Annotated in this window: 14 protein-coding genes; 7 read left to right on the top strand and 7 right to left on the bottom strand. The window is 64.1% G+C overall.

The genetic code is table 11. The features are described from left to right. Window position 1 precedes the first annotated feature (1 nt). Genes FJW06_RS26355 through FJW06_RS26330 form a run of 6 tightly spaced genes read left to right on the top strand, consistent with a single transcriptional unit; the run spans window position 2 to window position 6,449 of the window. Entirely contained in the window at window positions 2-787 is a 786-nt protein-coding gene (locus tag FJW06_RS26355; RefSeq protein ID WP_140756040.1) for an SDR family oxidoreductase, read from the top strand. Window positions 788-805: 18 nt separating this feature from the next. Then, the gene (locus FJW06_RS26350) at window positions 806-2,011 is read left to right on the top strand and encodes a CaiB/BaiF CoA-transferase family protein (RefSeq protein WP_140756038.1); all 1,206 of its coding nucleotides are present in this window, start codon (window positions 806-808) and stop codon (window positions 2,009-2,011) included. A gap of 2 nt (window positions 2,012-2,013) precedes the next feature. Continuing rightward, entirely contained in the window at window positions 2,014-2,796 is a 783-nt protein-coding gene (locus FJW06_RS26345; RefSeq protein WP_140756092.1) for an enoyl-CoA hydratase/isomerase family protein, read from the top strand. After that, the gene (locus tag FJW06_RS26340) at window positions 2,793-3,806 is read left to right on the top strand and encodes a hypothetical protein (protein ID WP_140756036.1); all 1,014 of its coding nucleotides are present in this window, start codon (window positions 2,793-2,795) and stop codon (window positions 3,804-3,806) included. The genes FJW06_RS26345 and FJW06_RS26340 overlap by 4 nt, the downstream gene beginning before the upstream one ends. Beyond that, the gene (locus FJW06_RS26335) at window positions 3,803-5,590 is read left to right on the top strand and encodes a CoA-transferase (RefSeq protein ID WP_140756034.1); all 1,788 of its coding nucleotides are present in this window, start codon (window positions 3,803-3,805) and stop codon (window positions 5,588-5,590) included. Before FJW06_RS26340 ends, FJW06_RS26335 begins: the two co-directional genes overlap by 4 nt. Window positions 5,591-5,600: 10 nt before the next feature. Next, the gene (locus tag FJW06_RS26330) at window positions 5,601-6,449 is read left to right on the top strand and encodes an SMP-30/gluconolactonase/LRE family protein (protein ID WP_140756033.1); all 849 of its coding nucleotides are present in this window, start codon (window positions 5,601-5,603) and stop codon (window positions 6,447-6,449) included. A 158-nt stretch (window positions 6,450-6,607) separates the two neighbouring features. On the opposite strand, the gene pqqE is transcribed toward FJW06_RS26330, so the two are convergent. From pqqE to pqqB, 4 genes are read right to left on the bottom strand one after another with little or no spacing between them, the layout of a single operon-like run. Next, window positions 6,608-7,747 carry a pyrroloquinoline quinone biosynthesis protein PqqE gene (pqqE, locus tag FJW06_RS26325; RefSeq protein WP_140756032.1) on the bottom strand — a complete coding sequence of 380 codons (1,140 nt, stop codon included), beginning with the start codon at window positions 7,745-7,747 and terminating at the stop codon, window positions 6,608-6,610. Further along, window positions 7,744-8,043 carry a pyrroloquinoline quinone biosynthesis peptide chaperone PqqD gene (gene pqqD / locus FJW06_RS26320; protein WP_246674850.1) on the bottom strand — a complete coding sequence of 100 codons (300 nt, stop codon included), beginning with the start codon at window positions 8,041-8,043 and terminating at the stop codon, window positions 7,744-7,746. Before pqqD ends, pqqE begins: the two co-directional genes overlap by 4 nt. Then, the gene (gene pqqC, locus FJW06_RS26315; RefSeq protein WP_140756030.1) at window positions 8,040-8,798 is read right to left on the bottom strand and encodes a pyrroloquinoline-quinone synthase PqqC; all 759 of its coding nucleotides are present in this window, start codon (window positions 8,796-8,798) and stop codon (window positions 8,040-8,042) included. Before pqqC ends, pqqD begins: the two co-directional genes overlap by 4 nt. Then, a complete protein-coding gene (pqqB, locus tag FJW06_RS26310) occupies window positions 8,795-9,733 on the bottom strand; it encodes a pyrroloquinoline quinone biosynthesis protein PqqB (protein WP_140756029.1) in 939 nt (312 codons plus the stop codon). Before pqqB ends, pqqC begins: the two co-directional genes overlap by 4 nt. Between pqqB and FJW06_RS30285 the strand changes: the two genes are divergently transcribed. Continuing rightward, window positions 9,717-10,178, top strand: coding sequence for a hypothetical protein (locus tag FJW06_RS30285; RefSeq protein ID WP_181178583.1), 462 nt, complete (start codon window positions 9,717-9,719; stop codon window positions 10,176-10,178). The two genes, pqqB and FJW06_RS30285, sit on opposite strands and share 17 nt — an antisense overlap. Here FJW06_RS30285 and FJW06_RS26300 read toward each other — a convergent pair. The 3 genes from FJW06_RS26300 to FJW06_RS26290 all read right to left on the bottom strand — a co-directional run bounded on the left by FJW06_RS26300 (window position 10,159) and on the right by FJW06_RS26290 (window position 13,634). Then, window positions 10,159-11,061, bottom strand: a complete 903-nt coding sequence (locus FJW06_RS26300; RefSeq protein ID WP_140756028.1) for a substrate-binding domain-containing protein — start codon at window positions 11,059-11,061, stop codon at window positions 10,159-10,161. The two genes, FJW06_RS30285 and FJW06_RS26300, sit on opposite strands and share 20 nt — an antisense overlap. Beyond that, entirely contained in the window at window positions 11,033-11,557 is a 525-nt protein-coding gene (locus FJW06_RS26295) for a c-type cytochrome, methanol metabolism-related (protein WP_140756026.1), read from the bottom strand. The genes FJW06_RS26300 and FJW06_RS26295 overlap by 29 nt, the downstream gene beginning before the upstream one ends. A gap of 157 nt (window positions 11,558-11,714) precedes the next feature. After that, entirely contained in the window at window positions 11,715-13,634 is a 1,920-nt protein-coding gene (locus tag FJW06_RS26290; RefSeq protein WP_140756024.1) for a methanol/ethanol family PQQ-dependent dehydrogenase, read from the bottom strand. Between the last annotated feature and the right edge of the window lie 662 nt (window positions 13,635-14,296).

The raw sequence follows: 14,296 nt of genomic DNA, 5'->3' as shown, positions 1-14,296 counted from the left end.
TATGGCTCGTCTTGAAGGAAAAACCGCCGTCATCACCGGTGCGGCCGACGGCATCGGCCACGCGATCGCCGAGGCCATGGCCCGGGAAGGGGCGCATGTGTTCCTCGGCGACATCGCCGACGGCGCAGGCGAGACGTTCGCGGCAGCACTTCGCGCGGCTGGCCGCCGCGCCGACTACGTCCATTGCGACGTCTCCCAGGAAGCCGACATCGTCGGCCTGATCGACAGCGCGGTGAAGAAGACCGGACATCTCGATATCCTGGTCAACAACGCCGCGATCGCGATAGGCGGCATGCCGGTGCACGAGATGACCGACGAGCAATGGCACCGGCTGATCGCGGTCAACCTGACCAGCGTGTTCCGCGGCTGCAAATATGCATTGCCGCACATGATCGCGCAGAAGTCCGGCTCGATCATCAACATGGCCTCGGCGCAGGGCCATATCGGCCTCGACGGCTGGACCGCCTATGCCGGCGCCAAGGGCGCGGTGATGGCGATGACGCGCCAGATGGCGGTCGAGTTCGGCCCGCTGAACATCCGCGTCAACTCGATCTCGCCGGGCACCATCAACACACCGATGAACGACAGGCTGATCAAGGAAATCGGCGGCAGCCTCGCCAAGGCGTGGGTCAAGATGCATCCGCTTGGCCGCATCGGCGAGCCTTCCGAGGTGGCCGAGGCCGCCGTCTATCTGGCTTCCGATGCGGCCGGCTTCACCACCGGCACCGACCTGCGCGTCGACGGCGGGCTGACGGCGACGCCCCGCTACGTTCCCGAACTGCTTTGAAACGAAACGAGTCATGAAATGAACAAGGCCCTCGAAGGCGTCCGCATCCTCGACTTCAGCCATCTGCTGCAGGGGCCGTTCGCCACGCAGCTGCTGGGCGACATGGGCGCCGACGTCATCAAGATCGAGCGCGCGGGCGCCGGCGACATGTTCCGCGGCATGACCTTCTTCGCCAAATGGGTGGGCGGCTCCGAGAGCCCGAACTTCCTCGCCTGGAACCGCAACAAGCGCTCGATCGCGCTCAACCTGAAGAGCCGCAAGGTGCATGCCATCATCATGGAGATGGCCCGAACTGCCGACGTGGTGGTGCAGAATTTCCGTCCCGGCGTGCTGGCCAAGCTCGGCTACGGCTACGAGGATTTCAAGGCCGTCAATCCGCGCATCATCTACTGCTCCGGTTCGGGCTATGGCGAGGAGGGGCCTTACGTCGAGCGTCCGGGGCAGGACATGCTCATCCAAGGGCTGGCCGGGCTGATCGCCAATACGGGCCGCGGCGACCAGGCACCGGTTCCCGCCGGCGCCGGCCTCGCCGACCAGATCGGCGCCATGAACATGGTCTACGGCATCCTGTCGGCGCTCTATTATCGCGAGAAGACCGGCAAGGGTCAGAAGATCGAGGTCAATCTGCTGGCCGGGCTGCTGGCGCATCTCAACCAGGAATATGTCGCCGTGCTCAATCTCGGCGAGGATTTCGTGCGGCCGAATTCCGGCATCGGCCATCCCGGCATGCAGGCGCCGTTCGGAATCTACGAGACGAAGGACGGCGGCTACGTGTCGATCGCCATGAGCCCGTTCAAGACGCTTTACGAGGTGCTGGAAGCGCCGCAGCTCGCCGCCTATGACGATTTGAAAACCTTGTTCGACAAGCGCGACGAGGTGTTCGAGAAGGTCAATGCCGAGACCAGGAAATTCGCCACGCAGGATCTGCTGGCGCGGCTTCTCAAAGCCGACATCTGGTGCGCGGAGGTGAAGGACATCCGCCGCGCGGCGGAGGATCCGCAGGTCACGCATATGGGCATGATCACCAGCTACGAGCATCCGCGCGGCGGCAAGGTGCGGGTGGTGGCGCCCGCCGTCAAGATGAGCGAGACGCCCGCGACCATCGAGCGGCCAGCGCCGCTGGTCGGCCAGCATGGCCGCGAGATCCTGGCCGAGTTCGGCCTCTCCAAGGACGAGATCGCGGCGCTCGAGGCGTCCGGCGACATGACCGTGGACGCGGCTTGACGATGGGCGCCTACGAGACACTCACCGTCGAGATCCAAGGCCGCGTCGCGGTGGTCACCTTCCGGCGCGCCGATCAGCTCAACGCCATGAACCGGCAGATGCAAGGCGAGATCACGGAGGCGTTCGAGGCCCTGTCGGGCGACGAAAATGTCGGTGCGATCGTGGTGACCGGCGAGGGGCGCGGCTTCATGGCCGGCGCCGACATCAAGGAATATGCCGCGCAGACCGCGGCCGAGTTCGACACGTTCCAGGCCGCCGGCACGCGTATGTACGCGGCGATCGAGGAGAACCGAAAGCCGGTGATCGCGGCGGTCAACGGCTTCGCGCTGGGCGGCGGCATGGAACTGGTGCTGTGCTGCGACATCGTGATCGCCAACCAGTTCGCCAAGCTCGGCCTGCCCGAGATCAAGCTCGGGCTGAACCCCGGCGGCGGCGGCACGCAGCGCAGCGTCGCCAAGCTCGGCCGCAACCGCGCCAATCTTCTGCTGATGACCGGCGCCATCGTGCCGGCCTCCGAATTCGTCGGCGCGGGCCTGGTCAATGAGATCGTCGATGTCGAAAAGCTGATGCCGCGCGCGCTGGAACTGGCCGGGATGATCGCCGCCGAGCCCGCCGCCGCGATCAAAGGCCTGAAAGCCCTGACGGCGCATGCCGTATCGGGCGATCTGGGTGAGGGCCTTGCGATGGAGCGCAACATATTGGGCGGCCTCTACCGCAGCGAGACCGGCCAACGGCGCGTCAAGGAGTTCGCCGAGAGGAGCGCGGTGAAGAAGGCCGGCTCATGAGGGACGACGACTATCGTGGCCTCGGCTGGGCGCATGGCGCGCTGACCGTGCAGCGGCTCGGCGCGATGCTCGCGCCGGTCACGTTTCTGCTTCCCGACGGCCGGCAGGTCTCGCCGATGCATGTCGCGCCCTGGACGAACAAGCCGGAGTCGGAAGCGCTACCGGGCATTCTGCGCAAGCTGCGCGGCGAATGGCCCTGCGTGCCCTTCGGCTATTCGGTGCCTGCCGAAGGATGGCCCGAGAGCTGGGCGCGCGTCATGGGGCCGCCGGCTCCGGACGAGGAAGTCCACGGCCACAGCTCCAACCATGACTGGACCTGGCGCGCCAGTGAGAGCGGATCGCTGTCGCTGGCGCTTGCCTATCCCGAGGCAAGCCCGGTCGAGCGTGTCGAACGGACGATAAGGCCCGATCCGTCGGCGCCGGCCATCGACATTGAGTTCAGCATCATCGTTCGTCGCGCCTGCTGCCTGCCGATCGGCCTGCACCCAGTGTTCCGGCTGCCGTTCGAGACGGGCGCGGCCACGCTGGAGCTCGGCGACTTCGACGAAGGCCGCACCTATCCGCACGATGTCGAACCAGACGCTTCGCTGTTTGCCAGGAACAAGACCTTCTTCGAGCTGATATCGGTGCCGGCGCGCGCCGGTGACACGATCGACGCCTCCCGCTTGCCTCTGACGGCTGCGACGGAGGAGCTGCTGCAGATCGAGGGCTCCGACGGCATCGCAGCGCTCGTCGACCATGAGGACGGCTACCGGGTGCAGCTTTCCTGGCAAAAGGAGCATTTCCCGAGCCTCCTGCTTTGGTATTCCAATCGCGGGCGCAAGGCGGCGCCCTGGAACGGGCGTCATGTCGCGATCGGCATCGAGCCGATCTGCTCGCCTTTCGGGCTCGGCCCAGCGACCGCGTTGGCCGACAATCCGATCGCGCAATCCGGCATCGCGACGGCGCTGGAATTCTCGCCCGAGAAACCGTTCGTGACCCGCTATCGCATCGAGGCATCGGCGCTGTGACAGATCGCAGGTCAGTTTCCCTGGTCAAGCCGAACCGGCCCCGCTTCACCGATATCGAGGGGCTGGCGGCGATGGTCCGCGACGGCGACGCTTTCGGCGTCGGCGGCCACCACTTCGCCCGGCTACCGATCGCGTTGCTGCGCGCGATCGCCGGGTCCGGCGTGAAAGATTTGCGCTATGTCTCGTGGGCCGGCGGCCTGCCGCTCGAACTGCTGCTCGATGCGGGCGCGGTGGCGGAAATCGACTTCTGCTTTTCCAGCCTGGATATCTTCGGGCTGCCGCCGAAGTTTCGCGCGGCGGCGGAGAACGGTACGATCCCCGTCCGTGATTGGACGGCACTGGCCATGATCCAGGCGCTGCGGGCAGCGCAGCAGAACCTGCCGTCGATGCCGTTCCAGTTGCCTCAGGGCTCCGACATGCTGGCGCGCGTGCCGGGCGCGGCCGCCAGGCCTGATCCGCTTGCCGGGACCGATACGGGGTTCGTCCCGCCGCTCAGGCTCGACACCTTCATCGTCCACGCCCAGCGCGCCGACGAAAGCGGCAATGTCGAGATCATCGGGCCGCGGGCGCTGGACTTCGCCATGGCGGGCGCGACGCGGAAAGTGCTGGTCACGGTCGAGGAGATCGTGCCGATCGGCGCGTTGCGGCGGGACGGCCGCCAGAGCGTGCTTACCCGCAACCAGGTTTCGGCGATAGCGCTGGCGCCGGGCGGCGCCTATCCAGCCTCGTGCCTGCCATTCTACGTCACGGATTATCAGGCATTGTCGGAGGCGTTCGCGACGAAGGACGCGGCGTTGTCGGGCAAGCTAAGCCTACCTTCGGGCGGCCTGCCGGAACGGCTTAAGAAGGCGGCCGAAGTCAGTGCCGAGACTGTCCTCGCGATGCCTGCACTGGTGCAGCGCGAGGAGGAAGCATCCGTCGACGAAATCATCGCCGCGCGGATCGCCCTCGAGCTCGACAATGAGAGCTTCGCCAGCGCCGGCGCGGTCTCGCCGCTCGCCAACGTCGCCTATCGGCTGGCCAAGGCGACGCACGCGCCGGACATGATCATCGCGACGATGAGCTGCGGCCATCTCGACATCGCGCCAAGCCCGATGGTGCTGTCTCTGATCGAAAGCCTCGATTGCGAGACGGCGGTCGCGCATGCCGGCGGCGACGACACCTATTCGACCTACTACCAGGCGGGCGCGGTGACGCATGAGATTGTCGGCGCCGCACAGGTCGACCGGCACGGCCGCGTCAACACCATCGCCTTGCGCAAGCCGAGCGGCGGGTTGATCCGGCTGCCGGGGCAGGGCGGCATGGCCGATGTCGCCAACATGCATCGCGACTACCTGCTCTATGTCCCGCGTCACTCGGTGCAGTCGCTGGTGGATGCGGTCGAGATTGCAAGTTCCGCACGCGGTCTGCTTACGCCGGATGAACGCGAGCCGATGGGCTATCGGACAGGCAAGGCGCTGGTCTTCACCGACCTCTGCGTCCTCCGGCTCGACGAGGCATCACGGGAGTTGATCGTCATCGAAACCATGCCCGGCGTCCCCCGGCAGCAGATCCGTGACGCCACCGGCTTTGCGGTGACGTTCGACGTCGACTGCCGGGAGGTGCCGAGGCCTTCCGGGGAAATGCTATCGGTATTGCGGAACCGCATCGACCCGCTTGGCCTGCGACGTCTCGAATTCGTCAGCGCCAAGGAGCGCGGCACGCTCATCGCCGAAATCCTCGCGGCCGACCGCGCCATGGTCGAGCGCTGCATCGCCGCGCAGAGGCCACCTGCCACAAGCTGAGGAGCGTTCCATGGCAAAGCCGTTGCTCGACATGTCCGCCGCCCGGGTCTTCTTCGACGGCATCTTCAGCAATCCGCGCGTCGCGCATCCGGAGGGCGTGGCTGTCCATCGCGACGGATCGATCTGGTGCGGCACCGAGACCGGCGACCTCCTGAGGCTTGCCGCCGATGGCGGTTCGGTCGAGCGCATGGGCTGCACCGACGGCTTCCTTCTCGGCATTGCCTTCGACGGCGCCGGCAATTGCTTCGCCTGCGATCTCAAGCATGCCGTGATCTTCCGCTGGGATGCCGCGACGGGCCATATGGAGCGCTTCGCTTCGTCCGGCATCCGCGTGCCGAACTATCCGGTCATCGACGAGGCGCGAGGCTGGCTCTACGTGTCTGACAGTGTGGGCGAGGACAAACGTTCGGGCATCTTCCGCTATGATCTGCGGACGGGTGAGGGCGGCCTATGGTGCCGGGAAGCGATGTCCTTCGCCAACGGCATGGCCATGGCGCCGGACGCCAACGGGCTCTATGTGGTTGAGAGCGATGCGCCCTGCATCAGCTATGTGCCGATCCTCACCGATGGTACGGCGGGACGCCGGCAGGTCGTCGTCGAAGACGTGCGCAATGTCCCGGACGGGCTCGCCTTCGCTTCCGACGGCTCACTGCTCATCTCATGCTACGAGCCGAGCCGCATCTATCGCTGGCGAAAGGACTGCGGTCTCGAAGTGCTGATCGAGGATCCGGCTGCGACGACGCTGGCGCATCCCACCAACATCGCCTTCAAGGGCGACAAGCTCTACACCGCAAACCTTGGCCGCTGGCACATCACCGAGATCGATCTGGCCGGGATTCCGGGCTTCAGCGGCGCCTAGTGCGTTTCACCGTTTCGCGGAAACGGCGAACCGCTCTATCTCTTTGTTTTGACCCAATTCCGGGCGGAAAACCGCTGACACTTTTCCTGGAATTGCGCCTAATCGGCAAGAGATACAAGGCGATACCACCAAGGGCCAAGGTATCCTTCGGGCCGTTATCAGTGGGCAGGTTCGGCGCGCGTGTCAGGTCGGGTTGCGGCGCCGATCCGCCGGAAAATGAAGCTTTCTTTCCCCTCCGGCGCTGCCTTCGCCTGGGCGGCGTCGGTCAGCATCGCCATTCGATTGTGGATCGGCGACTTGACGCAGGCCGGATCCGTTGCGGTGGCATCGCCGGCAATCGCCATCGCCTGACACCTGCAGCCGCCCCAATCGATCTCGCGGCGCTCGCAGCTTCGGCACGGCTCGTGCATCCAGTCGGTGCCGCGGAAGGCGTTGAAGGCCGGTGAATCGGTCCAGATTTCGGCGAGCCTGCGGTCTCCGAAGCGCTCAAAACGCAGCGAGGGAATCGTCTGGGCGGCATGGCACGGCAATACGGTGCCGTCGGGAGCCACCATGAAGGCGTCGCGGGCCCAGCCGCCCATGCACGGCTTGGGATAGATGGCGAAATAATCCGGGGTGACGAAATCGATGGTCATGATGCCGGCGAGCCTTTCGCGCGCCGCCGCGACGATGTCCGCCTGGCGGTTGACCGCTGCCAGGTCGGGCATCAGCCTGTCGCGGTTGGCGAGCGCCCAACCGGCATACTGGACGTTCGCAATCTCGAGCCGCTCGGCATCCAAGGAGAGGGCGAGATCGATGAATTCCGGCACCTCCTCGATGTTGTGCCGATGGACCGGCGCATTGATGGTGAGGGGCAGTCCGGCCGCGCGGGCGCGGTGCGCTGTCTCCAGCTTTTTCTCGTGGCTGCCCCGGTGGTTGCCGATACGGTCGGTGGTCGCTGGTCGGGCGCCCTGGAAGCTCAGTTGCAGGTGGTCGAGTCCGGCTTCGGCAAAGGCCTCGATGCGGCCCTCGGCAATGCCGACGCCGGCGGTGATGAGGTTGGTGTAGACGCCGCGCGCCGAAAGCCCGGCGATCAATTGCTCGAAGTCCCGGCGCAGCGTCGGTTCGCCGCCGGAAAGATGCACCTGCAGGACGCCGAGATCGGCGGCCTGCGAGAAAAGATCGAGCCAGGTCTGCGTGTCGAGCTCGCGGTCGGCCTTCAGCAGTTCGACCGGGTTGGAGCAATAGGGGCACTGCAGCGGGCAGCGATGCGTCAGTTCCGCCAGCATGCCGATCGGGGGCAGGAGGGGCTCGCTCATAGCTTCACCAAGAGCTTGTCCGACCATTCCTGCAGGAAGGCGACGACGTCGGCCGCCACGTCCCGCGGATACGCCTCATAGTCGGCCGCAAGATCGGCAATGATGCGCTCGACGCTGGACTGGCCGTTGCAGCGGCGCAGTATGTCGAGGCTGATCTCGTTCGGCCAGAATACCTTCTCCGGCGAGAGCACGGCGAAGGCCTGCCGCACGGGGTCATACTGGATGCGCACATGCCTGGGCAGCGATGGCACCGACCGCGACGACACGATGGCTCTTTCGCGCAGCGCCGCCATCATAAGGCCGCCTCCGGGCGGAAGGCCCCGGGCGGTATGTTTCCGGGGGCGCCGTAGGCATGCTGGAGCGCATCGAGCATGGCCCAGAGTATATCGCATTTGAACACCAGCGCATCGATCGCCTGCTGCTGGCGTTCGGCCGTGTCGGCGTGGGCGAGCACATAGGTGAGGGCGAAGTCGGCGTCGCGCGATGCCTGTTCGGGCCGCCGGCTGAAATAGGCCAGCGTGTCCTCGGTGATGTAGTCGTATCTGGCCAGCATCGCCGGCACCCGCTCGCCGATGATGGTCGGCGAGAACATCTCGGTCAGCGATGATGCGACCGCCTCAAGCAGCGTCCGGTTCGTGCAGAAGGAAAGATAGGCGCCGACGGCGAAGCGGGTCGCCGGCAGCGCCAGCCTTTCGCTCTTGACGGCTTCGGCATCGAGCCCGAGCGAGGTCGCCAGATGCAGCCAGCGGGCGATGCCGCCGCTCCAGCCGTCCTCGCCGTCGTGGTCCTCGATGCGCTTGCGCCAGGCGGCGCGGAACGCCGGGTCTTCGGCACGTGCGAGGATCATGGCGTCCTTGCGCGGAATGACGGCCTGGTAGCAATAGCGGTTCAGCGCCCAGGCCTGCATTTCGGTCTTCGACAAGGCACCCCCAGTCATCCTGTGATGGAAAGGATGGCGGTTGTGATAGCGCTCCTCGCCGACCCGCCGCAGCACGGCCTCGAGCTCGCTCTTCGACAGGCCGCCTCGGGCCGCGTCATGGAAATCGCTCAAAATTCCATCTCCATGCCATCGCTGGCGACTTCCCAGCCAGCCGCCTTGACGGTCGCGTGCTCGGCGGAATTCTCGTCCAGAACAGGATTGGTGTTGTTGATATGGATGAAGATACGGCGACCGATCTTCACATCGGCGAGGCCGGCGATCGAACCTGCTTCTCCCGACATTGCGATGTGCCCCATGCGCGCGCCGGTTTTCTGGCCGACGCCAGCCGTGATCATCTCGTCGTCCGTGTAGACGGTGCCATCGAACAGAAGGCAGGCGGCATCGGCTAGGCGCGCGCGCAGCACGGCATCGATGCGCGCGCAGCCCGGAACGTAGAAAACGGCGCCGCGACCATCGGGCCCGCTGATACGGACGCCGATCGTGTCGCCCGTGTCGGAGCCGAAATCGGCGGCGGGATCGCCTGGTTGCTCGAGATAGAGCGCGACCTTGCCCGGCACCGGAAAGCTGCCGACGACCACGCCGGTCGGGTCGCCGTCCGCGTCGCGGACCGCCATTTCCTGCGTCGGCGCCAGCAGGCGCCGAGGCACGATCGCCGGGTCGAGAACATTGAAGATCGAATTGGCCTCCAGCGTCGCCAGCACCTGAGCGCTCGCATAGATCGCGAATGGCTGTCTTTCACGCAGGCTGAGCAGACCGGCGACATGATCCACGTCGGCATTGGTCAGCACCACCGCGCGGATCGGCGTCGAGCGCAGCGGTGCGTCGGACGCGGGCTGCAGTTCGGGCGCTTGCGCAATCTGCTGGCGGATGTCCGGCGACGCATTGAAGAGAACCCAACCTGTCCCGTCCGCCGATACGGCAATGGATGATTGGGTTCGCGGACGCACGCCGGGCACGCCAGCGCGTGCCGCGCGGCTCAGGCGGTAATTGCAGTTCCATTGCGGAAAGCCGCCTCCCGCCGCCGATCCGATGATCTTCACGCGCATGGCAAATGCCCGCTCCGCGGTCCATCCGACCGGCTTGGCGGCGGCAGACAGCTTCGTATCCGTGTTTGCCGCTGCAATGCCCTCACATGCGGCGGGGTGCATGCCCCTGCTGCCAGGGACATGCACCCTTGCGGCCTACTTCCTGGGAGGAATTTCAGCAGGCAGATACCGCGAAATTTCGAAGCCCGCAGCAACCTGGCACATGGTCGGTTTGTTCCAGCTCTTCTTCATCGCATTCTCCTCTTCTGCCAGCCCGAAGGGGCCGGTCATGTCGTTGGGCCATTGCGGGCGGGTGCAATGGCTCGTCCATCACTTCACAAATGGACAAATGAAACACCGGGTTCTCAAACAACTAAAAGAAACTGTCCGTATCGAAGATCGGTTCCTTCGCTCCATCGCCTCTGCCGCTTCCGCTCCCATCGCGCTCACCCCGGCGTCGCCGTGATCGGGTTGTCATGTTCGTCGATCAGCGGCACGTTGTAGTCGAGCAGGAGCTTGTTGATCTCCGCCTGGTTTTCGCGGATCACCTTGTTGAGGGTACGTTTCCATTCCTGGTCGGATGGGCGCACTCCCATGGTGATGCGGTAGGACATGCGCGAACCCGTCTTTTCCTTGACCAGCGGGACGATCGCGACATTCGCGTCGAGCTGCTTGGCATAGTAACCAGCCATCGGTCCCCACAGGATCGCCGCGTCGATCTTGCCGGCGAGCATGTCCTTGATCATGACCTCTCCCATCGACGGGGTGACGCGGGTATCGACGGCCAGCGGGTAGATCTTTGCCGTCCGCAAGAGCTTGTTGGCGGCCATGTTGGCGGTCGGCGGCGTGCGTTCGACGACGCCGATCCGCTTGCCGGCGAGTTTCGGATCCTCGATCGTCTCGACACCTTCGAGGCCGTCGCCCTTGGGATGCACAAGCACATAGGAGGAGCGATAGTAGGCGTTGGTGTTCTGCACCAGTTCATCGCCCTGGGCATAGCCCATGATAACGTCGCATCGGTTGGCGGCAAGCGTGTTGCGCACGAAGCCGATCACGGTCGGAAACCAGGTGTAGGCAACCGACTTCCGCCCTGTCTTCCTGGCGACCAGCTCGGCCAGCTTGTTTTCGAATCCCTGGCCGCTCTGGTCGGTGAAGGGCATGTTCGAAGGATCGGCGCAGACGCGCAGAATGTTGGGGTCCACCAGTTCGCCCGCGGCGCCAAGGCCGGCGCCTTGCGCCCAGGCAGCCGACGGCAACAGGGCGAGCGCGCCGAGCAGGGGCAGAACGAAACGTGGCTTCGATGCAACCCGGCCGGTCACGTCATCCCCCCATGCAGGATTTTTCGGCATCCTTGGCCGCCTGGGGTTTGTCCTCGTGCTTGGGCGGCCTGCCGCGCGGCGCGGCGCCGTCGGCGCGGGCGCGCAGGTAGACGTAGAGGTCATCCAGATAGCAGTAGACGTTCTTGTTGTCGCCAAAGGCAGGCATGACATTCTCCTTGCCGTTGGCGGTGTTCTTGCGGCCCTGGGCGACGATCGAGAGGAAGGTAGGGTAGTCGATCGTTTTAAGGCTGTTCGCCAGAGCCGGGGCATAGGTCGAACCCATCCCGTCCTGTCCGTGGCAGACATGGCAGTCCGAGTGATAGCGGCGATAGCCGCTGAACGTGTACCAATCCACGGTTCCGTTCTCGATCTTGTAGGTTGGATTTCCATCCGCATCCAAATATTTGCCGCCCTCGTCCTTGACCGCCTTGGCTTTGTCGGCGCTGTCTTCGGCCTGCGCCGAAATCGAGCCGGCCAAAGGCAGAAGGGTCAGAGCGAGAACGGAAACTGCGATGCGGATGGACATTCAGACGCTTCCTTGTTTTGCCAAAGGACGAAGGGTTGCCGTCGCGAGCGGGGCGTTGACGGTGTTGGGTGTGCTTCAGATCGAGAGCCCGGCCGTTGCCTGGGGATGATCCGAGCTCTCGATCTTTCAGCCTTCGGTCTTAAGGTTTTCCGGGAGATCAATCCGGAAGACCGAAGACGGTGAGCTGGCCGCCCAGCGTCGTGTAGTCGGCAAGCGCCGCGTAGCCACCGACCGCTCCGAGACCGGCGGTGCCGACGACCGCGGCTTGATCGCCTTGCGCGCGGCCCTGATCGACGGCGCCATGCCAGGCAGCGGCGTTGTCGGGCGACAGCAGTCCGCCGGCGAGGCCGATACCTGCCCATCCGCCGACACCGGACAGAACGGCGATATACTGCTTGCCGTCATGCTCGAAGGGTGTGACGTTGCCGATGATGCCGGACGGAGTCTTGAACTTGTAGAGTTCCTTGCCGTGCTCATCGACCGCCTTGATGTAGCCTTCGAGCGTCCCGTAGAAGATGACGTCGCCGGCGGTCGCCAGTGCGCCCGACCACACCGAGAACTGCTCGGGCTTCGACCAGACGATCTCACCCTTGGCGGCATCCCAGGCAATGAAGTTGCCCATGTTGCCGTCGCCGCCAGGCGCCGGATACATCGACACCGTGGCACCCACATAAGGCTGGCCGGCGGTGTAGCTTACCTTGTACGGCTCATAGTCCATGCAGACGTGGTTGGTCGGCACGTAGAACAGCCCGGTCTTCGGCGAGTAGGCGGCCGGCTGCTGGTCCTTGGTTCCAAGCGCTGCCGGGCAGATTCCCGTCGAGTTGGTGTCTTCGCCGTTCTGCTGCGTCGAATATTTGGCCACGACCTGCGGGCGGCCGTATTCCTTGCTGTTGGGGTCCATATTGACTTCGGTCGCCCAGTTCACCGCCGGATCGTACTTCTTGGCGACGAGAAGCTCGCCGGTGGCGCGATCCATGGTGTAAGCGAAGCCGTTACGGTCGAAATGCACCAGCACGTCGTGCTTCTTGCCTTTGACCTCCATGCCGTCGACGAGGATCATCTCGTTGATGCCGTCATAGTCCCATTCGTCATGCGGGGTCATCTGATAGACCCATTTGGCCACGCCGGTGTCGGCGTCGCGGGCGAAGATGGTCATCGACCAGCGATTGTCGCCGGGACGTTGGACGGGGTTCCAGGTCGAGGGGTTGCCGGTGCCGTAATAGACGAGGTTCAGCTTGGGATCATAGGAATACCATCCCCATGTCGTGCCGCCGCCCGTCTTCCACTGCTCGCCCTCCCAGGTGTTCGTGCCGGAGTCCTTCCCCACCGGCTTGCCGAGCTGCATGGTCTTCTCGGGATCGAGCAGTGTGTCCGCGTCCGGACCTTCCGAATAGGCCTTCCAGGCGAGCTTGCCGTCCTTCAGATCGTAGGCGGCCAGCCAGCCTCGGACGCCGAACTCTGCGCCGGAGACGCCGACGAGGACCTTGTCCTTGACGACTACGGGCGCCGACGTGCCGGATTCGCCCTTTCCGCCGTCGGTATTTTCGCCGTTCTTGACCGACCATACGACCTTGCCGGTCTTGGCATCGAGCGCCACGACGGTGGTGTCGGCCTGGTTGAGGATGACCAGCGCCGGGCGGTCGCCATCGGCAGGCGCATAGGCAACGCCGCGATTTACCGTGTCGCAGCACATGATCGGAATGACGTTGGTGTCCTGCTTGGGCTCGTACTTCCAGAGGATCTTTCCGTCCTTGTTAAGATCGAGAGCATAGACGGTGTTCGGGAACGGCGCGTGAACATACATCACGTCGCCGATGATCAGCGGGCCGCCTTCATGACCGCGCAGCACGCCGGTCGAGAAGGTCCACTTGACCTGCAGGTTCTTCACATTGTCCTTGGTGATCTGCTTCAGTGTGGAGTAACGGGTGTTGGCGTAATCACCCGTCTGCATCACCCAGTCCTTCGGGTTTTTGGCCATTTTCGCGAGTTCTTCGTTGGCCGACGCCGTATAGAGCGCGCCCAACGGTAGTAGCGCAGTGGTAGTTGCGATGTAGGTAGCTTGCGTAAGTGCGCGCATCAAATTCCTCCCGAGTTGACAACAAGAAATCGGTATTCAAGCTCGCAAGAGCTTGTCCAAGCGATTCATCCTGGGAAGTATTTCCGGCAGCTGTCACGACCTAAGCTGCAAATAGCAGAGGACCGTTTCTGTCCTCCACCAAACTCAGCCTAGCCTGCACCCGCCCGGTTGGCCTACGAAAGACACCCGCCGCTCCCTTGTTACGGCGAAGTCCTTGAAGCCGGAAACAGGGTAAGGCTATGTCATTGCAAAATGTCAGGCAAGGAAAAAGCCCCATTGGTATTGTGCGACGCAGCATTTATCTGTTGCGTTGCAATGCAAAAATGAGCGATAAAGCCTCTTCGAAATCTTGCGTATATTCATAATTTAAATTTAGCGGCCATATGTACTTCAGATGATAACTGCGTATTGTGCGCGGCGACTACTTTGCGGGTATATTTGTGGGTATTATTTAACGTTATTAATTTTGGCATTTATGTTTTCCTATATTTAACTGATGTCAAAAATGTACTCATGAAGGCGGGCGCCGGGGTGGGTCGTGAAGCTGCCCTGGAGCGCCGCTGTCGGCGAGCGCGTCATTCCTCCTTTGGTCCTATACCGAGGCAGTGAGAACTTGACCGAGCTTGCGACATGTCGCCAACTGGGCACGATGATGCCGCCTC

The sequence above is a fragment of the Mesorhizobium sp. B4-1-3 genome (assembly GCF_006439355.1).
Lineage (GTDB): Bacteria > Pseudomonadota > Alphaproteobacteria > Rhizobiales > Rhizobiaceae > Mesorhizobium.
This window is presented reverse-complemented; position numbering and strand designations above follow the sequence as displayed.